This is a genomic window from Isoptericola sp. BMS4 (assembly GCF_011634835.1).
Classification (GTDB): Bacteria; Actinomycetota; Actinomycetes; order Actinomycetales; family Cellulomonadaceae; genus Isoptericola.
In genome coordinates, this window is sequence record NZ_SIRP01000001.1 from 849,735 (window position 1) to 873,904 (window position 24,170).

Here is a 24,170-nt window from a genome sequence, read left to right on the forward strand (position 1 = left end):
GCGCCCGCCGGCTCAGCGGTCGAGCATGGCGAGGATGCGGGAGACCATCAGCTCCGTCGCGGCCGCGTCGTAGCCGGGCAGCGAGCTGTCGGCGAAGTAGTGCTGGTCGCCGGGGTACAGGAAGAGCTCCGTGGTGCCGGACTCCTCGACCAGGGCGCGTGCCGCCTCGAGGTCGCCCTCGCCCACGAAGATCGGGTCCTGGTCCATGCCGTGGACCTGCGCCGGGACGCCGGCGGGCCACCCGCCGAACTCCGAGGTCGGCACGCACGAGTAGCACAGGACGGCGCCGCGGCACCCCGGCCGGGTCTGGGCGAGGCTCTGGGCGGCCACGACCCCGAGCGAGAAGCCGAGGTAGACGAGGTCGGTCGGCAGCGTCGAGGCGATCGCCGTGCCGCGGTCGAGGAGCGCGCCGAAGCCGCCGTGCTCCTGGACGTGGGCCAGCCCCTCGTCGATCGAGTCGAACGTGCGGCCGTCGAACAGGTCCGGCGCGTGCACGGTATGGCCGGACGCGCGGAACGTGTCCGCGAGCTCGTGGATGCCCGGGGTCAGTCCCTGGGCGTGGTGGAAGAGCAGGATCTCGGCCATCGGAGGCTCCTTGCCGGCCGTCGGTGCGGGGTGGTCGGGGTGCCGCGCTCCGCACGTTGCCACCCCGTGCGGGCCTGCGCAACGGTTCCCGGCGGCCGGCGTCGAGCGCGCACCGGCGCGCGTGCCGGGACCGCGGCCAGGACGCCGGCGCCCGCCTCGACGAGCGGGCCGCTCAGGCTGCGGCGGCGTCGGTGAGCAGCTCGAGGAGGCGGGCGGACGGGGCCTCGACGCGGTCCCAGGCGGACGACACCACGGACACGGTCCACGACAGGCCGGTGGTCGGGGACATCGCCATCGCGCGCAGCGGCGCCGCCTGGGGCTTGGCGGCGACGTGGCGCGGCACGATCGCGACGCCGAGCCGCCGCGTCACCAGGTCGAGCAGGGTGTGCACGTCGTTGACGGTGCAGCGCACGTGGCGGTGCACGCCGTGGGCGGCGAAGGCGTCGTCGTTGAGGTCGCGCATCCCCCACGACGGGGTGAAGTCGATGACGTCCGCGCCCTCCAGCGCCTCCCAGGGCACCTCGTGCCCCGAGGCGGCGTCGGCCGCCAGGGGGTGCTCCGGCGGCGTGAGGAGGACGAGCGACTCCTGGCCCAGCGTGCGGTGCGGCAGCGAGCCGAGGTGCTTCGTCGTCGCGACGAACGCCACGTCGACGTCGCCGGAGCGGGTCATCGCCACGAGGTCCTGGGACCCGGCCTGCGTGAAGTGCGTCTCCACGCGCGGGTAGCGGCGGTGGAACCGTTCGAGCAGGGCGGCGACGTCCACGAAGCCGAGGCACTGCTCGGCGCCGATCCGCAGCGACCCCGTCACCTCGTGGCTGGCCTTCACGACGGCGTCGCGCGCCCCGGCGGCCTGGGTGAGCATGCGGCGCGCGTAGGGGAGGAGCGCGCGGCCCGCCTCGGTGAGCTCGACCCGGCGCGTGGTGCGCGTGAACAGGGCCGTGCCGAGCTCGGTCTCCAGGCCGCGGATCGCCGCCGACAGGCCCGACTGGGTGATCCCCGCGAGCTCGGCGGCACGCGTGAAGTGGCGTTCCTCCGCGACGGCGAGCAGGTACTCCATCTGCCGCAGATCCATCCATCGCTCCCGCTTCTGAGTTCCACAACTCGCAACTGTTGGACTTCTAGATTACCGATTCCTAGGGTGACGACCGGGCCGCACGGCCCCACCAGCGACGACATCGGCGAAGGGTTGGCAGATGCAGCAGCGCACCATCGGAGGCCGGGCCGTCTCGGCGATCGGGCTCGGCGGCATGCCCATGTCCATCGAGGGCCGGCCGGACGCGGACCGCTCGGTCGCGACGATCCACGCCGCGCTCGACGCCGGCGTCACCCTGATCGACACCGCCGACGCCTACCACCGCGACGCGCACGAGGTCGGCCACAACGAGGAGCTCATCGCCCGCGCGCTGCGCGAGTACGGCCCCGGAGCGTCCGACGTCCTCGTGGCGACCAAGGGCGGTCACCTCCGCCCCGGCGACGGCACGTGGACCCAGAACGGCGACCCCGAGTACCTCAAGCGCGCGGCCAAGGAGTCGGCCCGCCGGCTCGGCGTCGACGCGATCGGCCTCTACCAGTTCCACCGCCCCGACCCCGCCGTGCCCTACGCCGACTCGGTCGGCGCGGTCCGCGAGCTGCTCGACGAGGGCGTCATCGCCATGGCCGGCATCTCCAACGCCGACGTCGCGCAGATCGACGAGGCGCAGCAGGTGCTCGGCGGGCGGCTCGCGTCGGTGCAGAACCAGTTCTCGCCGGCGTTCCGCTCCAGCCAGGGCGAGCTCGAGCACTGCGCCGACCTGGGCGTCGCGTTCCTGCCGTGGAGCCCGCTGGGCGGCATCGCGAACGCCAAGGACCTCGCGGCCCGCCACGGCGTGTTCCAGGAGGTCGCCGACGAGGTCGGCACGAGCGTGCACCAGGTCACCCTGGCGTGGGAGCTCGCCCTCGCGCCCGTCGTCGTCCCGATCCCCGGGGCATCGCGCCCCGCCAGCGTCCGCGACTCCGCGGGCGCGCCCGAGCTCGAGCTCACCGCCGAGCAGGTCGCACGCCTGTCCGCCTGACCTGCTCCGCCTGAATCACGGGAGAGACACCATGAAGACCTTCACCCTGCCCGGCACCGAGATGGTGGTGCCCGACGTCGTCCTCGGGCTCATGCGGATCCAGGACAAGTCGGACGAGGAGGTGCGGACGCTCGTGCGCACGGCGCGCGACGCCGGCATCACGTTCCTCGACCACGCCGACGTCTACGGCACCGGCATGCACGGCTGCGAGCGCCGCTTCGCCGAGGCGCTGAACCTCACGCCGTCCGAGCGCGAGCAGTACGTCATCCAGTCGAAGGCCGGCATCGTCAAGGACGGCCCGTACTTCGACTTCTCCTACGGGCACCTCGTGGAGTCCGTGAACGGCTCCCTCGAGGCCCTCGGCACGGACTACCTCGACATCCTGCTGCTGCACCGTCCCGACGCCCTCGTCGAGCCCGAGGAGGTCGCCCGCGCGTTCGACGACCTGTCGGCCGCGGGCAAGGTGCGCGCGTTCGGCGTGTCGAACCACACGCCTGGTCAGCTCGACCTGCTGCGCAAGCACGTGTCGCAGCCCATCGTCGCGAACCAGCTGCAGCTGTCGATCACGCACGCCCCGATGATCGCGCAGGGCGTCGCGGCGAACATGCAGGGCCTCGACCAGTCGGTGGGCCGCGACGGCGGGATCGTCGACTACTGCCGCCTGCACGACATCACGGTCCAGGCGTGGTCGCCGTTCCAGGCCGGCTTCTTCGACGGGCCGTTCCTCGGCTCGGACCGCTACCCGGAGCTCAACGCCGTGATCGATCGGCTGGCGACGAAGTACGACGTCCCGGGCGAGGCGATCGCCGTCGCGTGGATCACCCGGCACCCGGCGCGGATGCAGGTGGTGCTCGGCACCACGACGCCCGGGCGGGTCACGGCCGCGGCGCAGGGTTCCGACGTCGAGCTGACCCGCGCGGAGTGGTACGAGCTGTTCCGCGCCGCCGGCTACACCGTGCCGTGACAGGCGGTCAGGGGCCGAGGAGAGCCGCGGGGACGACGGCGATGCCGTCGGTGCGGCGATAGGCATACTTGCCGGTCGTCACGACGACGAGGTCGGCCACCTGGTCGGGCAGCTTCTCCTTCAGCCAGTGCAGATGCCGGAGGTCGTGATCGGTGGGCGCGGTGCTGAGCTTGATCTCGACGGCGACGACGCGCCCGTCGCGGCGTTCGACGATCAGGTCGACCTCGTGCTCGCCGCGCTGCGTCCGCAGGTGCCCGACGTGTGCGCCGATCACCTCGGCGTAGACCTGGACACTCTGCGCGACGAGGTTCTCGAAGAGGGCGCCGAGGAGCGTCCCTTCTCGGAGTTCCGTACCGCGGGTGTCCTCTCCGCTGAGCAGGCCCTCCGCGTCGATGCCGAGCAGATGGGCGGCCAGGGCTGGGTCGGCCAGCTGGTGCTTCGGTGCCTTGGCGAGGCGGTTGAGATGGTTCCGCGTGGGCAGCCACGCAGGGATCGGGTCGAGCATCCACAGGCCGTCGAGGACGTCGCGGTAGTTCTGGATGGTCGATCGCGCCGGCTTCTCCGCCTCGCCCGGCGTCGCGGCGTCGAGGATCTTCGAGTAGGTCACCGCCTTCGACGTCGCGGCGGCGTAGGCCGTCATCCAGGCGCGAAGTGTCCGCGGCTTCTTGACGACGACGCCCTGCTCCGGGAACGAGCGCTGCACGATCGTGTGGACGTAGCCTTCGAGGCGTGCCGTCCGTGCGCGAGGGCCCAGGCCGTGAATGTCAGGAAAGCCTGATGCCGTGATCTCGTCCGCGTATTCCGGGACCGCCAGTGCGGTCTCGCCGTCGATCACGGCGTCCGGCCTGAAGAGCGCGCCGAGGCTGACGGACGGCGCCGCAAGCCCTCGTTCCACGAGACTCATGGGCCGCATGCGGTAAGGGACCATCCGACCTGCGCCGGAATGGGTCGGTGCGGAGACCGGAACGGCGCTGCCCGTCAACAGGTACGACCCGACGTGGTCGTCGACCGCGCGGCGAACCAGGTCCCACGATTCCGGATGCCGTTGCCACTCGTCGATGAGGAGCGGATGGTCCTGTCGGCGAATCCGATCCGGGTCGCCTGCGAGGAGTGACCGTTCCTGATCGGAGTCGAGGCGGATCACGGACCGCGCTCGACGCACCGCCGTCGCGGTCTTGCCGACGCCCTTGGCCCCGTAGATCTCGATCGCGGGCAGCTCGTCGACGAGTTCGTCCAGGACATCGTCCAAGAGGCGGCGGCGGTAGTCGGTCACCCGGTAAACACTACAGATTCGCCATCCCATACGCTACATAAACGCCACCTCGAACGCGACAAGAACGCCGTCGTCCATCCTCCAGATCTGCCGACCCGGTTCCAGGGCGCCGGTCGAGCGAGTCGGCCGGTGCAGAACGCCGCACAGGGGGCCGACGCCGTGGTGGGCGCCGTCCCGGCGCGCATCGCGGCGTCAGCCCCTTGGCAAGCGAGCGCCGAGCCGGTCAGAGCGGCGTGACCGTCCCGGAGAAGTGCCGCCGCCCGCGGCGGGCGTTCCAACCCACGTAGGAGAAGCCGGGGTCGTCGGGCGTCACCGCGACGTCCACGGTGCCGGGCAGCAGCACGGGGGCGGCGAACTCCACCGTCCACCTGTACGCGTCGCCGCGGGCGTGCCCGACGTCGGCCAGCGCGCGGGCCGCGGTGTACATGCCGTGGGCGATGGCGCGGGGGAACCCGAACGCCTTGGCGGACAGCGCCGACAGGTGGATCGGGTTCCGGTCGCCCGACACCGCGCCGTACGCGCGGCCGGTGCCCGGCCCGAGCGCCCAGCGGCCGGTGGGCAACGGAGGCGTCCACGTGCCCGACGGCGCCTGGTCCGGGTCCGGCTCGCCGGGCTCCTCCGACGGCAGGTGGAACCCCTTGACGAGGTAGGTGGACACGCCGCGCCACACGGGCACGTCGTCGCCCTCCGGCCCGCCGGCGCGCCGGACCTCGGCCACCAGGTCCACCTGGACGCCCCTCCGGTGGGGCCGCAGGCGCTCCGCCCACGCGCGCACCTCCAGCACGTCGCCGAGGTGCACGGGCGCGCGCAGCTCGACGTCGTTCGCCAGGTGCACCATGCCCAGCAGCGGCAGCGGGAAGTCGCCGCGCACCATGACCGCCGTCGCCAGCGGGAACGCGAGCACGTGCAGGTATCCGGCCGGGAGCACGTCCGTCACGGGCTCGTGCAGCAGCCGCTGGTAGTCGTGCAGGTGCCGGGCGAGCGGCGCGGTCGCGACGGACGGCACGCGGTAGGCGACGTCCGGCAGCGCGAGCGGCCGCTCGGTCGTGTCGGTGCCGTCGCCGGTGCGGCCCGCGCCGATCACCGGGAGCCCGGGCAGGGCGCGGCCGGCGGCGATGCGCCCGGACGCAGCGGCGCCGCGGGCGTACAGCCCGCCGAGCGCCGGCAGGGTGGGCAGCGTCTCGACGCGCAGGGGCTCGCCGGCGCCCGTGGCCGGTGCGCCGGCCGTCACCGGCCCACCAGGTTCTGGCCGCACACGCGCAGCACCTGCCCGTTGACGCCGGCCGCGGCGGGGGAGGCGAGGAACGCGATCGCCTCCGCGACGTCGACCGGCTGCCCGCCCTGCTGCAGCGACGACAGCCGCCGCGCGACCTCGCGGGTGGCGAACGGGATGGACGACGTCATCTCGGTCTCGATGAAGCCGGGCGCGACGGCGTTCGCGGTGCCGCCGTGCGCGGCGACGAGCGGCGCGGTGGCCCGGGTGTGGCCGATGACGCCCGCCTTGGAGAACCCGTAGTTCGCCTGTCCCTTGTTGCCCGCGATGCCGGACGTGGACGCGAGCGACACGACGTGGAGCCCCTCGACGCCCGCCTCCAGGAGCTGGGCGTTGATCCGCAGCTGGGCGGCCAGGTTGACCGCGATCACGGCGTCCCACTGGGCGGGCTTCATGTTGGCGAGGAGCTTGTCGCGCAGGATGCCGGCGTTGTGCACGACGATGTCGAGGCGCCCGTGGCGGGTGCGCGCGTGCTCGAGGATCCGCGTGCCCGCGTCCTCGGCGGTGACGTCGAGCTGGAGCGTCGTCCCGCCGACGGCGTTGGCGGTGCGGGCGAGGCCCTCGCCGGCGGCCGGCACGTCGACGCACACGACGGTCGCGCCGTCGCGCGCCAGCGTCCGCGCGATCGCCGCGCCGATGCCCCGCGCGGCGCCCGTGACGACGGCGACCTTCCCGGTCAGCGGGTGGTCCCAGTCGGCGGGGAGCTCCGCGTCGCCGGGGCCGACCGCCAGCAGCTGGCCGTCCACGTAGGCGGACCGGGCGGACAGGAAGAACCGCACCGTGGCAAGTGCCGACGGGGCGTCGACGGCGGCACCGTCGGTCAGCAGCACCCCGTTGCCGGTGGTGCCGTAGCGCAGCTCCTTGGCCACGGAGCGCAGGAACCCGTCGACGCCGTTGCGGGTCGCGGCCAGCTCGGGGGCGTCGCCGTCGGCCGCCGCGCGGGACACGGTGACGACGCGGCCGTTCGGGGCGAGGCGCCGCAGCACGGAGCCCAGTTCGAGCACCGCCTCCGAGACCTCGGTCGGCCGGGCGGCGTTCGTCAGCACCAGCACGACGGCGCCCCAGCGGGCGTCGTCCGTGGGCTCGCGGCGCACGTCGAGGTCCCAGCCGAGGAGCGTCGTGGCGAGCGTGTCGGCGTCGGACCGCGACGCGTCGTCGGACAGCACCAGCACCGGCCCCACGGTCAGCGGGTCGCCGGCGCGGAAGCGCCGCAGGACCGCCGGGCGCGGCAGGCCCAGCTTCGTGGCGAGGGTCTTGGTGAACCCGGAGTTGACGGCCTTGGTGTACGTGTCGGTCATCGGTGCTCCTCCCGGTTCACGCCGACTCGATGATGGCGGTGGCGCCGAGCCCACCGGCGGCGCACACGGAGACCAGCGCGCGGGCCGGCTCGCCGGTCTCGGCCGCCTTCGCGGCGACGAGCTTGGCGGCGGTCGCCAGGATCCGCCCGCCGGTGGCGGCGAACGGGTGCCCGGCGGCGAGCGAGGAGCCGTTGACGTTGATGCGGTCGGGGTCGATGCTGCCGAGCGCGCCGTCCAGACCGAGCTCGGCCTTGCAGTACTCGGCGTCCTCCCAGGCCTTGAGCGTGGTCAGCAGGGTGGCGGCGAACGCCTCGTGGATCTCGACGAAGTCGAAGTCGGCGAGGGTGAGCCCGTTGCGGGCGAGCAGGCGCGGCACGGCGTGCACGGGGGCCATGAGCAGTCCCTCGCGGCCGTGCACGAAGTCCACGGCCGCCGTCTCGGCGTCGACGAACCGGGCGAGCACGGGCAGGTCGCGCGAGGCGGCCCACTCGCGCGAGGCGAGCAGCACGGTGGACGCGCCGTCGGTCAGCGGCGTCGAGTTGCCGGCCGTCATGGTGGGCTCGGCGGCGTCGGACGACGTGGCGAGGCTCTTGCCGAAGACGGGCTTGAGGCTCGCGAGCTTCTCGAGCGAGGTGTCGGGGCGCAGGTTGTCGTCGCGCACGAGGCCGCGGAACGGGGTGACGAGGTCGTCGAAGAACCCGGACTCCCAGGCGGCGGCGAGGCGGGTGTGGCTGGCGAGCGCCACCTCGTCCTGCGCCTCCCGGGTGATGCCCCAGCGCGCGGTGGTGATCGCCTGGTGCTCGCCCATGGACAGGCCGGTGCGGGGCTCGTCGGTCGCGGGGGTCAGCGGCTTGAGGTCGGACGGCCGCACCCGGGACAGCGCCTTGAGGCGGGCCGGGAGGGTCTTGGCGTGCGAGGCGTCGAGCAGCGCGCGACGCAGGCCCTCGCTGACGGCGACGGGCGCGTCGGAGACGGTGTCGGTCCCGCCGGCGACGCCGGCGGAGATCTGCCCGAGGCGGATCTTGTTGGCGACCGTGATGGCGGCCTCGAGCCCGGTGGCGCACGCCTGCTGCAGGTCGAAGGCCGGCGTGGCGGGGGACAGCGAGGAGCCGAGCACGGACTCGCGGACCAGGTTGAAGTCGCGCGAGTGCTTGAGGACGGCGCCGCCGACGACCTCGCCGAGGCGCTCGCCCTGCAGGCCGAAGCGGGCGACGAGCCCCTCGAGGGCGGCCGTGAACATCTCCTGGTTGGAGGCGTCCGCGTACTTCTTGCCGGCGCGGGAGAACGGGATGCGGTTCCCGCCGACGATCACGGCGTCGCGGACGCCGTCGGCGGGGGCCGTGGAGGCGGTGCGGGTGGTGCTCCGCGAGGTGCCCGCGGAGGGCTTGCGTGTGGCCACAGCGATGGGTTCCTTCTCGACGTCGGTCAGGTAGGACTCACAGTACCTGATACTCTCAGTCTCGTGAGTCGAGTCACACGGCCGATGACGGCCGCACAGCGAGAGCACGACCGTCGTGCCGCGCCGGACGGGCGGTCGACGCGGTGGGACGACCATCGTGCCGCGCGCCGCGCCGAGCTGGTGCACGCGGCGCGCAAGGCGGTCCACCGGTCCGGGCCTGGGGTCTCCATGGACGAGATCGCCGCCGCCGCCGGCACCTCCAAGTCGATCGTGTACCGCTACTTCGAGGACAAGGCCGGCCTGCGGCTGGCCGTCGCGACCCAGGTCGTGGAGACCATGCACGACGCGCTGCGCGAGGCAGCCGAGTCCGCGTCGTCCCCGCACGCCGCGCTGCGGGCGATGGTGCGCGTGTACCTCGAGATGATCGAGCACTCGCCGAACGTGTACTGGTTCGTCACCCGCACCGCGCTCGGCGGGAACGTGCCCGCCGCCGACGCGGCCCCGGCCGGCGGTTCGACCGGCAACGTCGAGGCGCTCGGCTCCTACCTCGACTCCGTCATCGAGCTCGTCGCCGAGCCGTTCGCCCGCGCCGTCCACGTCCCGCCGGCGACGGCGGCCGCCTGGGCCGCCGGAGCGGTCGGCTTCGTCCGCGGCGCGGGCGAGTGGTGGCTCGGCCACCAGCCGGCCGAGGGCCGGCTCACCCGCGACGAGCTCACCGAGCAGGTCACGCTCTGGCTGTGGACCGGCCCCGTGGGCGTCCTGCACCACGACGGCGCTCCGCCGTCCACCCCCGACGACGCGCCCCACGCCGGCGCAACCCGCCCGGCCACCCACCCCGCACGCACGCAGGAGAACCGATGACCACGACCTCCGACCGCCTCCCGGCCGCCGGCGCCGACCAGGCCGCCACGGGACCCACCAAGCCGACCCCGCGCGTCGACGTCCACGGTCTCTCCGAGCAGCTGCTCGGACGCTGGCCCGAGTGGCGCCGCCACGCCCGCGCCCGCTCCGCCGACCCCGTGTTCTGGAAGGACGAGTCGCTCTCGATGGCCGAGCACCGCGAGCGGGTGCTCGAGCAGATGCGCCGGCTCGCCACGGAGGACGAGAAGCACCAGGTCTGGCTGGCGTTCCCGGAGCGCCTCGGCGGCGGCGACGCGCCCGGCGCCAACCTCGCGGGCTTCGAGGAGCTCGTGGTCGCCGACCCCTCGCTGCAGATCAAGGCGGGCGTGCAGTGGGGCCTGTTCTCCTCCGCGATCCTGCACCTCGGCACGCCTGACCAGCAGGACCGCCTCCTGCCCGGCGCGATGGACCTGTCCGTGCCGGGCGCGTTCGCGATGACGGAGATCGGGCACGGCTCGGACGTCGCCTCGATCGGCACCACCGCGACCTACGACCCCGACACCGAGGAGTTCGTCATCCACACGCCGTTCCGCGCGGCGTGGAAGGACTACCTCGGCAACGCGGCCGCGCACGCCACCGCGGCCACCGTGTTCGCCCAGCTGATCACGAACGGCGTCAACCATGGCGTCCACTGCTTCTACGTGCCGGTCCGCGACCCGGAGACCATGGAGTTCCTGCCCGGCGTCAGCGGCGAGGACGACGGTCTCAAGGGCGGCCTGCGCGGCGTCGACAACGGGCGCCTCGCGTTCGACCACGTGCGCGTGCCGCGCACCGACCTGCTGGCCCGCTACGGGGCGGTGGCCGCCGACGGCACGTACTCGTCGCCGATCGACAGCCCCGGGCGCCGCTTCTTCACCATGCTCGGCTCGCTCGTGCAGGGCCGCGTGTCGCTCGACGGCGCGGCGTCCACGGCATCGAAGCTCGGCCTCGCCATCGCGGTGAGGTACGCGGCGGAGCGGCGGCAGTTCACGTCGTCGTCCCCCGTGGACGAGACGGTGCTGCTCGACTACGCCACCCACCGCCGCCGCCTCTTCCCGCGCATCGCCGAGACGTACGCCACGCACTTCGCGCACGACCGGCTGCTCGACCTGTTCGACGACGTGTTCTCCGGGGCGAAGGACACCCCGGAGAACCGCGAGGACCTGGAGACCACGGCCGCCGCGCTCAAGGCGACGTCGACGACCTTCGTGCTCGAGACGCTGCAGGAGTGCCGCGTCGCGTGCGGCGGCGCCGGATTCATCACCTCCAACCGCATCACGAGCCTGCACCACGACATGGACGTGTACGCGACGTTCGAGGGCGACAACACGGTCCTGCTGCAGCTCGTCGCCAAGCGGCTCGTGGGCGACTACGCCAAGGAGCTCAAGGGCGCCACGTCGACCCCCGCGGGCCTCGCCCGGTTCGTCGTCGACCAGGCCGCCGACGCCGCCCTGCACCGCACCGGGCTGCGCCGGGCGGGGCAGGCCATCGTCGACGCCGGCGACCCGCGCCGTGCCGCCGGGCACCTGCGCGACGCCGACACCCAGCGCGAGCTGCTCGCCGACCGCGTCGCCACGATCGTCGAGGACGTCGCCATGGCGCTGCGCCCCGCGCAGAAGGCCGACCCCGCCACCGCCGCGCGGATCTTCGACGAGAACCAGGTGCAGCTCGTCGAGGCGGCGAAGGCGCACGCCGACCTGCTGCGCTGGTCGGCGTTCACCGACGCGCTGGAGCAGGTCGCCGACCCGGGCACGCGTCGCGTCCTGACGTGGCTGCGGGACGTCTTCGGGCTCACGCTCATCGAGCGCAACCTGGCCTGGTACCTGGTCAACGGCCGCCTGTCGGCGCAGCGCGCGCGGACCGTCACGTCGTACGTCGACCGGCTGCTGGACCGCCTGCGCCCGCACGCCGTCGACCTCGTCGACGCGTGGGGCTACGGGCCCGACCACCTGCGCGCCGTCATCGCGTCCGGCGTCGAGGCCGAGCGCCAGGAGGAGGCGCGGGCGTACTACGCGCGGCAGCGGGCCGACGGCTCCGCGCCGGTCAGCGAGAAGTCGCTCAAGAAGAAGCGCGGCTGACCGCCGCGAGCACGACGTCGGGACCGCCCTCCTGGGACGGCCCCGACGTCGAGCGCACCACCTGAGTCGACGCTGCCTGCCCGCGCGACCTTCTAGGCGGCGGCGGGTGCGGGCGTCGGCGTGCCCGCGGGGTGCGGCAGCGGCTCGATCGCGTCCCGGTCGTCCTGCTCGGCGGCGTCCTCGTCACGCAGCGGGAGCCCGAGCGTCACGGTCGACGGTCGCGCCGCGGTGCGTCGTCGCGGCGGCGGGGCCGACATGGCGACGGCGACGGCGCCGACCAGCCCCGCCACGACGGCGGCGAGTGCCACCAGCGTCCATCCGAGCGCCGCGGCGACCCCGAGCATCGCTCCGTCGATCGTCGCGACGGCGAGCCCGACGACGAGAACCCTCCGCATGACACGTCTCCCCACGGTCCGCCTCTTCCGTGCCCTTTCCAGGAGACGACAGGTCGGGCCGGAGTGCATCCGCAGGGAGCGGTCGGCGCGGTCACGAGTGCATCACGGTTGCGCGCCGAGCCCCCGGGCGGGCTGCACGGCCGGCTGCGGGGACGAGTGCTCGGACGCGCGGCGGTCCATCGGCAGGGCGGGGGAGACCAGGCCGGAGCTTCGCCGCAGGGCGAGGTGCATGTCGCCCGTGAGCCGCAGGGCGAGCTCGAGCCGGACGGGCTCGACGCGCTCGGCGTGGAGCCTGCCGCCGACCGCCGGGTGCGGGGAGAACGTGAACACCTCGTCCGGGGCGGCCACCACGCCGCGTGCGGCGACCTCCTGGCAGATGTCCTCCAGGAGGAGGTCGCCGCGCCCCTCGGGCGACTCCAGCTCGGCGTACAGCTCGACGGCGGTCGGCCAGCGCAGCTCCAGCGATCCCTCGAGCGTGTCGAGGAACCACCACCCCTCCAGCGACTCCAGGAAGACGTCGCCGAAGGCCGTCGTGAAGCGGGGGGTCTTGCCGTGGACCCCCAGCCACGACCAGGACGTGAGTCCGTACGCGAAGGCGCCAGGGTCGAAGGCTCGAAGCATGTCCACGAGCGAATCAAACCATCTTGTGATAAAAGGCAAAACCCCCTCTGGGGATCTTTCCGGCTCGCGTGGTTCTGCTCACGGGCGTGGGTCACTCGCGTGGGCCACGGTCGACGGTCGGGGCAAGCGGTCGCCACGAATGGCTGCGGGGATCGTCATCGTTCCTGCTCGGCACGGTCATGGGCGCCTTCGTCGCCCGCCCGCCGGCGGCCTCGGTGGGCCTGCTCCGGGAGGCCGCGGACGTGGCATCCTCGACGAAGGACGGCGCGCGCGACTCTGGAGGTGCCATGACCCGGCCGAACGCAGCACGAGAGGGCGCGGGGGTTCCCGCGGCGCACGAGGGGCACGACAGCCCCGACGTGCGTAGCGCGGTGGTCACCGGCGTCACCACCGCGCTCTGGTACGCGGTGCCGGACGTCGTCGGACCGCGCTGGGGGCGCGCGCTGGCCAAGACCGCCGTGCTCGGCGCCGGCGTCGGCATCGGCATCGCCGTGACCTTCGAAGGGCGCGCGGCCCTGGCGGGCCTGCGTGCCGTCGAGGCCTCCGACGCCGAGCTCGACGAAGGCCTCGACCACGGTCCCGACGATGACCCCGACGGCGACATCGACGACGCGTCCGCAGCCGACGAACCCGCCGCGGACCGGGGCGACGGGCCCGCACCGGTGAACCCGCTCGTGGCGGCCGGCGGCATCGCCGCGGCGCTGGGTGCGGTGACGGCGCTCGCGGTCCTGGGGGAGAAGTGGGCCTATCGCCTCGGGGAGCGCCGACGCGCGAAGGGGCGGCGGCTGCCGCACACCGGCGTCGGCCTCGTCGTGGGCGTGCTCGCGGCAGGGCTGACCCTGCTCGAGCCGCGGGCCGTGGGCGCCAGCGCGGGCGGGGAGCCGGACGCCTGGGCCCCGGGGCGCCGTTAGACTGGCCGCGCGCCGTGTGCGCGCCCCCGCCCGGGCCGAAGCCGGATACCGGCCGTCCTCGTCATCCTCGTCATGGTGAGGCGGTGCGGCGATCACCCGGTCCGAGCACCCGAGCAAGCACCCGAGCATCCGACCACCGCGCATCCCGCGACTCGTGCGACCCGAGGGAAGTTGATGACCGCCGCAAGCGCTGACGCCGTGCCCGCCCGCCCGCAGCCCGACCAGCAGCTGGACCAGCACCTCGACACCGTCGACCGCGCGGCCGCGACCCCGGACGAGTCGCTGCCGTACGCCGAGCTCGGCCTCAAGCCGGACGAGTGCCAGCGCATCCGCGACCTCCTGGGCCGACGGCCCACCGCCGCGGAGCTCGCCATGTACTCCGTGATGTGGTCCGAGCACTGCTCGTACAAGTCGTCCAAGGTGCACCTGAAGAAGTTCGGCGACCGGGTCACCGACGAGATGACGGAGCACCTGCTCGTCGGCATCGGCGAGAACGCGGGTGTCGTCGACATCGGCGACGGCTGGGCCGTGACGTTCAAGGTCGAGTCGCACAACCACCCGTCGTTCGTGGAGCCCTACCAGGGCGCGGCCACCGGGGTCGGCGGCATCGTGCGCGACATCATCTCCATGGGCGCCCGCCCGGTCGCGGTGATGGACCAGCTCCGGTTCGGCGACGTCGACCACCCCGACACCGCGCGCGTCGTGCACGGCGTCGTGTCCGGCGTCGGCGGCTACGGCAACTCCCTCGGCCTGCCCAACATCGGCGGCGAGCTCGTCTTCGACGGCTCCTACCAGGGCAACCCGCTCGTCAACGCGCTGTGCGTCGGCGTGCTGCGCCACGAGGACATCCACCTCGCCAACGCGTCCGGGGCGGGCAACAAGGTGGTCCTCTTCGGCGCCCGCACCGGCGGCGACGGCATCGGCGGCGCCTCCATCCTCGCGTCGGAGACGTTCGAGGACGGCGTCCCCGCCAAGCGCCCCAGCGTGCAGGTGGGCGACCCCTTCATGGAGAAGGTCCTCATCGAGTGCTGCCTCGAGCTGTACGCGGCGCACGTGGTGGAGGGCATCCAGGACCTCGGCGCCGCCGGCATCTCCTGCGCCACGAGCGAGCTCGCCTCCAACGGCGACGGCGGCATGCACGTGTGGCTCGACGACGTCCTGCTGCGCGACCCGACGCTCAACGCCGGCGAGATCCTCATGTCGGAGTCGCAGGAGCGGATGATGGCCGTGGTCCGGCCGGAGAAGCTGGACGAGTTCCTCGCGATCACCGGCAAGTGGGACGTCGAGACCGCCGTCGTCGGCGAGGTCAACGACTCCGGCCGCCTGACGATCGACCACCACGGGCAGCGCATCGTCGACGTCGACCCGAGGACGGTCGCGCACGAGGGGCCCGTCTACGAGCGGCCGTACGCCCGCCCGGCGTGGCAGGACGCCCTGCAGGCCGACACCACCGTCGCCGCCGGCCTGGCGCGGCCGTCGTCGGGTGAGGAGCTCCGTGCCACGGCGCTGCGGCTGCTCGCCTCGCCCAACCTGGCGTCCCCGGCGTGGGTCACCGACCAGTACGACCGGTTCGTGCAAGGCAACACGGCCCTGGCGCAGCCGGACGACGGCGGCGTGGTCCGCGTCGACGAGACCACCGGTCGTGGCGTGGCCCTGGCGACCGACGCCAACGGTCGGTACGGCAAGCTCGACCCGCGCACCGGCGCGCAGCTGGCCCTCGCCGAGGCGTACCGGAACGTCGCGACGACCGGCGCGAAGCCCCTGGCCGTCACCGACTGCCTCAACTTCGGCTCGCCCGAGCACCCCGACTCCATGTGGCAGCTCGTCGAGGCGATCGAGGGCCTCGCCGACGCCTGCCAGGAGCTCGGCGTCCCGGTGACGGGCGGCAACGTCTCCCTGTACAACGGCACGGGCGAGCCGGGACAGATCGACTCCGCCATCCACCCCACGCCCGTCGTGGGCGTGCTCGGCGTGCTCGACGACGTCCGCACCGCCGTCCCGTCCGGGTGGCAGCGGGCCGGCCTGGCCGTGCTGCTGCTCGGCGCGACCGCCGACGAGCTCGACGGCTCCGCCTGGGCCGAGGTGGAGCACGGGCACCTGGGCGGCCTGCCGCCGCGCGTGGACCTCGCCGCGGAGCGCTCCCTGGCGTCCGTGCTCGTCGGGGCCCGCGAGCAGGGGCTCGCCGAGGCCGCGCACGACCTGTCCGAGGGCGGCCTGGTCCAGGGCCTGCTGGAGGCGTCGCTGCGCTTCGGCGTCGGCGTGACCGCCGACCTGGCCGCCGTGACCGCACGCGACGGCGTGTCCCCCTTCGCGGCGCTGTTCAGCGAGTCGACGGCGCGCGTGCTCGTCGCCGTCGACCCGGCGCGCGAGGCGGAGCTCGTGTCCGCCGCCGAGGCGGCGGGCGTCCCGGTGGCCCGCGTCGGCGAGACCGGCGGCGAGGCGGTCGTCGTGTCGGGCGGCTTCGACGGCGGCACCTTCGAGATCGCGCTGGACGAGGCCCGCGAGGCGCACGAGGGCACACTGCCGCGCATCTTCGGCTGAGCCTTCCCGTCCTGCGGGCGTGAGCCCGGGGTGGTGGGTCAGCCGCCGGTGACGACGTCGAGGACGGCGTCGGCCTCGGGGCCGGCCCGGCACTCGTCCCGGCGCGCACCATTGTCGCGCGAACGGGTGCCGAACTCCTACGCTGGGAGGAGAGCCCGACGGTGGGATGCGCCGATGACCTGGCAGCTGGCGTTCGTCGCGGCGACGGCCGTCCTGACGACGGCGGCCGCCGCCCGCGCGTGGCTGCGCTCCGAGGCCCACCGCGACGCCGTCGCCCGCCGTGACCCGCGCCGTCGCGCGGCCATGATCGACCCGCTGGTGACGCTCGCGATCCAGGTGCGGCTCGGCGAGCTCGCGCACGAGCTCCACCACCTCACCGACGACCCGGACGTCTACGCGCGGGCCCACCACTGGCGCGCCGTGCAGGGCGCCTACGACGAGCTGCTGCGCGAGGCGTGCCGGCTGTCCGGCCTCGACGTGCGCGACACGCCGCTGCGCGCCGACGAGCGTGCGCGGAACGACGAGCGCCTGCGCGAGGAGCTGGAGCTCAGCTCCCGCGGCTGGTCCTGGTAGCCCCGTGCATGCGGCTCGGGTCGGCACTCCGTCCCCGGGTCGGCAGACAGGTGTGCCGACCCGGGGACGGAGTGCCGACCCGAGTGCTGGGGGCGGACCTCAGAGCGCGGCGAGCGCGGCGTTGAGCGTCGCGGACGGCCGCATCACGGCGGAGGCCTTGGCCGGGTCCGGCCGGTAGTAGCCACCGACGTCCGCGGGGGAGCCCTGCACGCCGACGAGCTCGTCGACGATCGTGGCCTCCTCCGCGGTGAGCTTCGCGGCGAGCGGCCCGAACGCGGCCGCCAGCTCGGCGTCGTCCGACTGCGCGGCCAGCTCCTGCGCCCAGTACAGGGCCAGGTAGAAGTGCGAGCCGCGGTTGTCGATGCCGCCGACTCGACGCGTCGGGGACTTGTCCTGGTCCAGGAACGTGCCGGTGGCCCGGTCGAGGGTGTCCGCGAGGACCTTCGCCCGCGGGTTGTCCGCCGCCGACGCGAGGTGCTCGAACGAGGCGGCCAGGGCGAAGAACTCCCCGAGGGAGTCCCAGCGCAGGTAGTTCTCCGCGAGGAGCTGCTGCACGTGCTTCGGCGCGGAACCGCCCGCGCCGGTCTCGAACAGGCCACCGCCCGCCATGAGCGGCACGACCGACAGCATCTTGGCCGACGTGCCGAGCTCGAGGATCGGGAACAGGTCGGTGTTGTAGTCGCGCAGCACGTTGCCCGTCACGGAGATCGTGTCCAGGCCCTCGCGGATGCGTGCGAGGGAGAACGCGCACGCCTCCGCCGGTGCCATCACGTGGATGTCGAGGCCGTCGGTGTCGTGGTCGCCGAGGTACTGCTCGACCTTGGCGATGAGCTGGGCGTCGTGGGCGCGCTGCGCGTCGAGCCAGAACACCGCCGGGGCGCCGGTGGCGCGGGCCCGGGTGACGGCGAGCTTGACCCAGTCGCGGATCGCGACGTCCTGCGTCTGGCAGGCGCGCCAGATGTCGCCGGCCTGCACGTCGTGACTGATCAGCACCTCGCCCGCGCTGTTCACCACCTCGACCGTGCCGTCGGCCGGGATCTCGAACGTCTTGTCGTGCGAGCCGTACTCCTCGGCCTTCTTCGCCATGAGGCCGACGTTCGGCACCGAGCCCATCGTGGCCGGGTCGAAGGCGCCGTGCGCGCGGCAGTCGTCGATGACGGTCTGGTAGACGCCGGCGTAGGAGGAGTCGGGGATGACGGCGAGCGTGTCGTGCTCCTTGCCGTCCGCGCCCCACATGTGGCCGCCGCCGCGGATCATCGCCGGCATGGAGGCGTCGATGATGACGTCCGACGGCACGTGCAGGTTCGTGATGCCCTTGTCGGAGTCGACCATGGCCAGCGCCGGGCCGTCCGCGAGGCCCTGCTCGACGGCCGCCTTGATCTCGGCGCCGTCGGGCAGGGTGTCGACGACGGACAGCAGCGCGCCGAGGCCGTCGTTGGGTGAGATGCCGGTGGCCTTGAGCTGGTCGCCGTACCTCTCGAAGAGGGCGGGGAAGAAGGCCTGCACGACGTGGCCGAAGATGATCGGGTCGGAGACCTTCATCATCGTCGCCTTGAGGTGTGCCGAGAAGAGCACGCCCTCGGCCTTGGCGCGGGCCACCTGCTCGGCGAGGAACGTGCGCAGGGCGGCGACGGACATGAAGGTCGCGTCCACGACCTCGCCCTCCAGCACCTTCAGGCCGTCCTTGAGCACCGTGGTGCCGTCGGCGGTGGTGAGGCGGATCTGCAGGGTGTCGTCGGCGGGCAGGACGACGGACTTCTCGTTGGAGAAGAAGTCGCCCGCGCCCATGGTGGCGACGTTCGTCCTCGAGTCGGCGGTCCACGCGCCCATGCGGTGCGGGTGCGCCTTGGCGTAGCTCTTCACCGAAGCGGGGGCGCGGCGGTCGGAGTTGCCCTCGCGCAGCACCGGGTTCACGGCGGAGCCCTTGACCTTGTCGTAGCGGGCGCGCACGTCCTTCTCGGCGTCGGTCCGCGGGTCCTCCGGGTAGTCGGGGATCGCGTAGCCGGCGCCCTGCAGCTCGGTGATCGCGGCCTTGAGCTGGGGCACGGACGCCGAGATGTTCGGCAGCTTGATGATGTTCGCGCCTGGCGTCGTCGCGAGCTCGCCGAGCTCGGCGAGCGCGTCGCCCACGCGCTGGTCGTCCGTGAGGTGGTCCGGGAACTGGGCGAGGATGCGGCCGGCGAGCGAGATGTCCCGCGTCGTGACGCCGACCCCGGCCTTGGCGGCGTACGCCTCGACGATCGGGAGGAACGAGAACGTCGCGAGCAGCGGCGCCTCGTCGGTGTGCGTGTAGATGATCGTGTCGGCCTCGGGCCGGGACTCTGTGGTCATGCGGCGGTGCTCCAGGTGGCTGGTGACAGAGATTGTTTGACATCAAGATATCTGGCTTCGTACACCCCTGTCGAAGACGGGTGCACAGTGCCGCCCCAGGGCCTTGCCGCGTCGTGCCGCGCCGTGTCGCCGCGCGTCGGGCGACCCGCATGGCTACCGTCGGTGACGTGCCGTCGCGTCTGCTGCATCTGACCCGCTCCGGTCCTGACGAGGTGACCGGGGCGCTCGCCGCCCTGCGGGCCGAGCTCCGGGTGCCGTCCATGTTCCCGGCGGAGGTCCGCGCGGAGGCCGAGGAGGCGGCGCGGTCCGGAGGGCGGCCGCCGGCCGCGATCACCGGGGGCCGCAAGGACCCGGTGCGGTCCGACCGGCGCGACGTGGAGCTCGTCACGATCGACCCCGCCGGCTCGATGGACCTGGACCAGGCGGTGCACGTGGCGTCGTCCGGCCGCGGCTACATCGTGCGGTACGCGATCGCGGACGTGGCGGCGTTCGTCGAGCCGGACGGACCGCTGGACGCCGAGACGCACCGGCGCGGCGCCACCGTCTACGGCCCCGACGTGCGCACGCCGATGCTCCCGCCCGTGCTCTCGACCGGGGCGGCGAGCCTGCTGCCGGACCAGGACCGGCCCGCGGTGCTGTGGACGATCGCGCTGGACCCGAGCGGCGAGATCACGAGCGCCGCCGTGACGCGGGCGCTGGTGCGCTCGCGTGCGCGCATCACGTACGGCGAGGCGCAGTCGAGCCTCGACGCCGGCCTCGCCCCCGAGTCGCTGACGCTGCTCGCGGACGTGGGGCGGCTGCGGCAGGAGCGTGAGCGGGCGCGCGGCGGGGTCTCCCTCGACGTGCCGGAGCAGGAGGTCGTGCCGGGCCCCGACGGCGGCCTCGCGATCGAGATGCGCCGCACGCTGCCGGTCGAGGGCTGGAACGCGCAGATCTCCCTGCTCACCGGCATCGCGGCCGCGGCGATGATGCGGGACGCGGGCGTGGGCCTGCTGCGGACGCTCCCGGAGCCGGAGCCGCGCGACGTCGCGCGGCTGCACGGCGTGGCCGCGGCGCTGGGCGTGACCTGGCCCGACGGCGTGCCCTACGCGGAGGTGCTGCGGACGCTGGAGTCGGGAAAGCCCGCCCATGCGGCGTTCCTCGCGGAGGCCACGTCCCTGTTCCGCGGTGCCGGGTACCTCGCGTTCGGGGTGCGTGGGGACGGGGCCGAGCAGAGCCTGCCGGCCGACGCCGCCCACGCGGCGATCGCCGCCGAGTACGCGCACGTCACCGCGCCGCTGCGGCGCCTGGCCGACCGGTACGCGACCGAGGTCTGCCTGGCCCACGCGGCGGGGCGGCCCGTGCCCGGTTGGGTGCGCGACGCGCTGCCGGAGCTGCCGGGCACGATGGCGACGACCGCCCGTCGCGCTTCCCGCTTCGAGCGCGGCTGCGTGGACGTGGTCGAGGCAGCCCTGCTCGAGGGACGCGTGGGCGAACGGTTCAGCGGCGTCGTCGTCGACGTCGACGACGCCCCGGACGACGGCGTCGGGCGCGGCGAGGTCATGCTCCGCGACCCGGCGGTGCGCGCGCCGCTCGAGGGCGCCGGGCTGCCGCTGGGGCAGCGGGTCGACGTGATTCTCAAGGAGGCCTCGGTGGCCGACCGCCGAGTGCGGTTCGCCCTCGCCTGAGACCTCGGTGCCCGGCCGCCGTGCCCCCGACCGTGCCACCGACCGTGCCACCGACCGGAATACGCTGTGGCCATGCCTGCACGACGACGGACCGACCCGGCGCAGGGTCGCGCGGCGGTGGCCGCCTGGTTGGCCGGCGAGACCGACCGGCGCACCACGACGACGGCGGTGCGGTTCACGCTCGAGGAGCTGGCCGACGTCGCGCCCGGCAACGCCGTGGAGGTGCGCGTGCCTCCCGCCGGGGCGGTGCAGGCCGTCGCCGGGCCGCGGCACACCCGCGGGACTCCTCCGAACGTGGTGGAGACGGACGTCGAGACGTGGCTCGCGCTCGCGACCGGGCGCCTGACGTGGGCCGACGCCGCGGCCTCCGGGACGGTGAGCGCGTCGGGGGAGCGCGCCGACCTGTCCGCGCTGCTCCCGCTGCAGGCGGCGCGCGACCGTTCCTGAGGGCCGCGCGGTAGGCGCGTGTCGGCGGCGTTCGCTACGTTCGGCACACCCCCGGCAGCGGTCGGGCGGCGGGACGACGTCGTCCCGTGGCCTGCGGTTCAGCACCGGTTCACACCGGTCTGCTGGGGTGGCACCACCACGCCACCGGCCGAAGGAGTCAGCGTGACCCGCACCCAACCGTCCCGACGCCGCAGGGCGGCCACCACCGTCGCCGCCGCCCTCGTCGTCCCCGGCGCCGTCGTCCCCGCGGCCGTCACCGTCGCGCCCACCGCCGCGGCCGAGGTCTCGGCCGACGCCCCCGTCGTCATCGACGAGGTCTACGGCGGGGGAGGCAACAGCGGCGGCGCCTACGCCCAGGACTTCGTCGAGCTGTACAACCCGACCGACGAGCCCGTGAGCCTCGCCGGCTGGTCCGTCCAGTACGCCTCCGCCACCGGCACCTGGGCGAACGGCGCCCAGACCGACCTCGCCGGCCAGATCCCCGCTGGCGGGTCGTACCTGATCGGCCAGGCCGCCGGCGCGGACGACACGCAGCCCCCGCTGCCGACCCCCGACGTCCAGGGGGCGATCGCGATGTCCGGCTCGGGCGCCAAGGTCGCGCTCGTGCGATCGACCGACCGGATCACCTGCGCCGGCGCCGACTGCGCCGCCGTTCCCGACGTCGTCGACCTCGTCGGCTGGGGCGACCGCGCGACCTCGTACGCCGGGTCGGGCCCGGCGCCCGCCACCACCAACGCGACGTCGGTGGCCCGCGTCGACCACGCGCACACCGCGGACAACGCGGCCGACTTCGTCACGGGCGCGCCCACGCCGACGGCGAGCGGTACCGAGCCGGGGCCCGACCCGGACCCCGAGCCCGCGGAGCCGGCGACGATCGCGGAGATCCAGGGCACCGGCCACACGTCGCCGCTGGAGGGCGCCACCGTCACCACCACCGGCGTGGTCACCGCCGCCTACCCGACCGGCGGGTTCGACGGGCTCTACCTGCAGACCGCCGGCACCGGCGGGGACCCGGACGACGACGCCACGCCCGGCGCGTCCGACGGCGTGTTCGTCTACTCGCGCGCCGCCGCCGCGGCGCTCGCCGTCGGCGACCACGTCGAGGTCACCGGCACGGTCGGCGAGCACTACGGTCTCACCGAGGTCACCGCCTCGGCGTGGACCGTGCTCGACGAGCCGGCCGCCGTCGAGCCGCTCGCCACGCCGTGGCCCGCGACCGACGCCGAGCGGGAGGCCCTCGAGGGCATGCTCCTGGCGCCGCAGGGCGACTTCACCGTCACCGACAACTACGCCACCAACCGGTACGGCACGGTCGGGCTCGCGGCCGGCGACGCGCCGCTCGTGCAGCCGACCTCCGTCGGCCGGCCCGGCTCCGCGGAGGCCGCGACCCAGGCCGCGGACAACGCCGCGCGCGCCGTCCAGCTCGACGACGGAGCGTCGGTCGACTACCTGTCGTCGTCGCACCAGGACGAGCCGCTGCCCTGGCTGACCGCCGGCGACCCCCTGCGTGTCGGCGCCGCCGTGACCTTCACCGGTCCCGTGGTGCTCGACTACCGCTACGACGCGTGGGGCCTGCAGCCGCGGCAGCAGCTCACCCCGGACGTCGCCGACCGGGCGCAGCCCGCCACGTTCGCGGACACCCGCGAGCCCGCCCCGCAGGACGTCGGCGGCACGCTCACCGTCGGCACGTTCAACGTGCTGAACTACTTCGCGACCACCGGCGACCAGCTCGACGGCTGCACGTACTACACGGACCGGCACGGCGACCCGGTGAGCGTCCGCGGCGGCTGCCTCGCGCGCGGTGCCGCGGACGCGGAGAACCTCGAGCGCCAGGAGACGAAGATCGTCGCCGCGATCTCGGCGCTCGGCGCCGACGTCGTCGCCCTGGAGGAGATCGAGAACTCCGCGGCATTCGGGAAGGATCGCGACCAGGCGCTGTCCGACCTGGTCGACGCCCTCGACGCGCACGACGGCGCAGGGACGTGGGCGTACGTGGGCTCGCCCGCCGACGTCCCGGCCGACGAGGACGTCATCCGCAACGCCTTCGTGTACCGGATCGCGGACGCCGAGCCCGTGGGGGAGTCGCGGATCCTGCTCGGCTCCGAGGCGTTCGGCAACGCCCGCGAGCCGCTCGCGCAGACGTTCCAGCCCGCCGGCGGCGTCGACAGCGACCCCGGCGACGACGTCGTCGTGATCACCAACCACCTCAAGTCCAAGGGCTCCGCGGGCCCCTGGCCGGGCGACGAGGACTCGGGGGACGGCCAGGGCGCCTCGAACGAGTCGCGGGTGCGCCAGGCGACGGCGCTCGCGGACTTCGCCGACGACGTGGCCGCGGACGCCGGCACGGACGCCGTCCTGCTGGTCGGGGACTTCAACGCCTACGAGCAGGAGGACCCGATCGCCGTCCTCACCGACTCCGGGTACACCGACCTGGGCCCGGCGACGGGGGAGCACACCTACGTGTTCGGCGGCATGGTCGGGTCGCTGGACCACGTGCTCGCCTCGCCCGCGGCCGCCGCGCGGGTCACCGGCGCCGACGTCTGGAACGTCAACGCCGTCGAGCCGGTCGCAAACGAGTACAGCCGGTACGAGTACAACGCCACGATCCTGTACGACACGTCGCCCTTCCGGTCGTCCGACCACGATCCGCTGCTCGTCGGGCTCGACCTGGAGCCGTCCGTGGCCGCCTGGGACCGCGGCACCCGCTACTGGTGGGGTGACGAGGTGCGCTACGAGGGCACCGTGTACCGGGCGACCCGCCCCAACCACGGCAAGGAGCCGGGAGCCAGGCGGAACGGTCCCTGGAGCGTCGTGACGCCGCGCTGAGCGTCCCCGAGGCCAGGTGTCCGGGGTCACGTGGCCGGTGCGGCACGCGTGACCCCGG

19 protein-coding genes are annotated in these 24,170 nt (G+C 74.0%); 10 read left to right on the forward strand and 9 right to left on the reverse strand.

Annotated features, from left to right (window positions below):
• Window positions 1-12: 12 nt before the first annotated feature.
• Together EYB28_RS03745 and EYB28_RS03750 are read right to left on the reverse strand one after the other, a co-directional pair.
• Window positions 13-585 carry a dienelactone hydrolase family protein gene (locus EYB28_RS03745; protein WP_166844968.1) on the reverse strand — a complete coding sequence of 191 codons (573 nt, stop codon included), beginning with the start codon at window positions 583-585 and terminating at the stop codon, window positions 13-15.
• 172 nt (window positions 586-757) lie between these two features.
• Window positions 758-1,657 (reverse strand): LysR family transcriptional regulator, encoded by a 900-nt coding sequence (locus tag EYB28_RS03750; protein ID WP_240930374.1) that lies wholly within the window; start codon window positions 1,655-1,657, stop codon window positions 758-760.
• Between the two features lie 121 nt (window positions 1,658-1,778).
• Between EYB28_RS03750 and EYB28_RS03755 the strand changes: the two genes are divergently transcribed.
• Window positions 1,779-2,636 carry an aldo/keto reductase gene (locus EYB28_RS03755; protein ID WP_166844971.1) on the forward strand — a complete coding sequence of 286 codons (858 nt, stop codon included), beginning with the start codon at window positions 1,779-1,781 and terminating at the stop codon, window positions 2,634-2,636.
• Window positions 2,637-2,667: 31 nt separating this feature from the next.
• On the forward strand, window positions 2,668-3,600 hold the full coding sequence (locus EYB28_RS03760) for an aldo/keto reductase family oxidoreductase (RefSeq protein WP_166844973.1): 933 nt from the start codon (window positions 2,668-2,670) through the stop codon (window positions 3,598-3,600).
• 7 nt (window positions 3,601-3,607) lie between these two features.
• On the opposite strand, the gene EYB28_RS03765 is transcribed toward EYB28_RS03760, so the two are convergent.
• The 4 genes from EYB28_RS03765 to EYB28_RS03780 all read right to left on the reverse strand — a co-directional run bounded on the left by EYB28_RS03765 (window position 3,608) and on the right by EYB28_RS03780 (window position 8,843).
• Window positions 3,608-4,873, reverse strand: coding sequence for an ATP-binding protein (locus EYB28_RS03765; RefSeq protein WP_166844975.1), 1,266 nt, complete (start codon window positions 4,871-4,873; stop codon window positions 3,608-3,610).
• Window positions 4,874-5,096: 223 nt separating this feature from the next.
• The gene (locus tag EYB28_RS03770; RefSeq protein WP_166844977.1) at window positions 5,097-6,104 is read right to left on the reverse strand and encodes a MaoC/PaaZ C-terminal domain-containing protein; all 1,008 of its coding nucleotides are present in this window, start codon (window positions 6,102-6,104) and stop codon (window positions 5,097-5,099) included.
• Window positions 6,101-7,444, reverse strand: coding sequence for a 3-oxoacyl-ACP reductase (locus EYB28_RS03775; RefSeq protein WP_166844979.1), 1,344 nt, complete (start codon window positions 7,442-7,444; stop codon window positions 6,101-6,103). Before EYB28_RS03775 ends, EYB28_RS03770 begins: the two co-directional genes overlap by 4 nt.
• Window positions 7,445-7,460: 16 nt before the next feature.
• Window positions 7,461-8,843, reverse strand: a complete 1,383-nt coding sequence (locus EYB28_RS03780) for an acetyl-CoA C-acetyltransferase (RefSeq protein WP_166844981.1) — start codon at window positions 8,841-8,843, stop codon at window positions 7,461-7,463.
• An 84-nt stretch (window positions 8,844-8,927) separates the two neighbouring features.
• On the opposite strand from EYB28_RS03780, the gene EYB28_RS03785 reads away from it, so the two are divergent.
• Both EYB28_RS03785 and EYB28_RS03790 read left to right on the forward strand, forming a co-directional pair.
• Complete coding sequence (locus EYB28_RS03785) at window positions 8,928-9,704, forward strand: TetR/AcrR family transcriptional regulator (protein WP_166851641.1); 777 nt, start codon at window positions 8,928-8,930, stop codon at window positions 9,702-9,704.
• Window positions 9,701-11,800 carry an acyl-CoA dehydrogenase gene (locus EYB28_RS03790; RefSeq protein ID WP_166844983.1) on the forward strand — a complete coding sequence of 700 codons (2,100 nt, stop codon included), beginning with the start codon at window positions 9,701-9,703 and terminating at the stop codon, window positions 11,798-11,800. The genes EYB28_RS03785 and EYB28_RS03790 overlap by 4 nt, the downstream gene beginning before the upstream one ends.
• A gap of 92 nt (window positions 11,801-11,892) precedes the next feature.
• Here EYB28_RS03790 and EYB28_RS03795 read toward each other — a convergent pair whose 3' ends face one another.
• Both EYB28_RS03795 and EYB28_RS03800 read right to left on the reverse strand, forming a co-directional pair.
• Window positions 11,893-12,195 carry a hypothetical protein gene (locus EYB28_RS03795; RefSeq protein ID WP_166844985.1) on the reverse strand — a complete coding sequence of 101 codons (303 nt, stop codon included), beginning with the start codon at window positions 12,193-12,195 and terminating at the stop codon, window positions 11,893-11,895.
• Between the two features lie 102 nt (window positions 12,196-12,297).
• Window positions 12,298-12,816, reverse strand: coding sequence for a T6SS immunity protein Tdi1 domain-containing protein (locus EYB28_RS03800; protein WP_205710833.1), 519 nt, complete (start codon window positions 12,814-12,816; stop codon window positions 12,298-12,300).
• A gap of 287 nt (window positions 12,817-13,103) precedes the next feature.
• Here EYB28_RS03800 and EYB28_RS03805 point away from each other — a divergent pair, with 287 nt between their 5' ends.
• The 3 genes from EYB28_RS03805 (at window position 13,104) to EYB28_RS03815 (ending at window position 16,841) form a co-directional block, all read left to right on the forward strand.
• Window positions 13,104-13,727 (forward strand): hypothetical protein, encoded by a 624-nt coding sequence (locus EYB28_RS03805; protein ID WP_166844987.1) that lies wholly within the window; start codon window positions 13,104-13,106, stop codon window positions 13,725-13,727.
• 174 nt (window positions 13,728-13,901) lie between these two features.
• Window positions 13,902-16,268, forward strand: coding sequence for a phosphoribosylformylglycinamidine synthase subunit PurL (purL, locus tag EYB28_RS03810; RefSeq protein ID WP_166844989.1), 2,367 nt, complete (start codon window positions 13,902-13,904; stop codon window positions 16,266-16,268).
• A 174-nt stretch (window positions 16,269-16,442) separates the two neighbouring features.
• A complete protein-coding gene (locus EYB28_RS03815) occupies window positions 16,443-16,841 on the forward strand; it encodes a hypothetical protein (protein WP_166844991.1) in 399 nt (132 codons plus the stop codon).
• A 99-nt stretch (window positions 16,842-16,940) separates the two neighbouring features.
• On the opposite strand, the gene EYB28_RS03820 is transcribed toward EYB28_RS03815, so the two are convergent.
• Entirely contained in the window at window positions 16,941-19,172 is a 2,232-nt protein-coding gene (locus tag EYB28_RS03820; RefSeq protein WP_166844993.1) for an NADP-dependent isocitrate dehydrogenase, read from the reverse strand.
• A 167-nt stretch (window positions 19,173-19,339) separates the two neighbouring features.
• On the opposite strand from EYB28_RS03820, the gene EYB28_RS03825 reads away from it, so the two are divergent.
• The 3 genes from EYB28_RS03825 to EYB28_RS03835 all read left to right on the forward strand — a co-directional run bounded on the left by EYB28_RS03825 (window position 19,340) and on the right by EYB28_RS03835 (window position 24,112).
• Complete coding sequence (locus EYB28_RS03825; protein WP_240930375.1) at window positions 19,340-20,839, forward strand: RNB domain-containing ribonuclease; 1,500 nt, start codon at window positions 19,340-19,342, stop codon at window positions 20,837-20,839.
• 72 nt (window positions 20,840-20,911) lie between these two features.
• The gene (locus EYB28_RS03830) at window positions 20,912-21,286 is read left to right on the forward strand and encodes a sterol carrier family protein (protein ID WP_166844996.1); all 375 of its coding nucleotides are present in this window, start codon (window positions 20,912-20,914) and stop codon (window positions 21,284-21,286) included.
• A gap of 162 nt (window positions 21,287-21,448) precedes the next feature.
• Entirely contained in the window at window positions 21,449-24,112 is a 2,664-nt protein-coding gene (locus tag EYB28_RS03835; protein WP_166844997.1) for an ExeM/NucH family extracellular endonuclease, read from the forward strand.
• Window positions 24,113-24,170 lie beyond the last annotated feature (58 nt).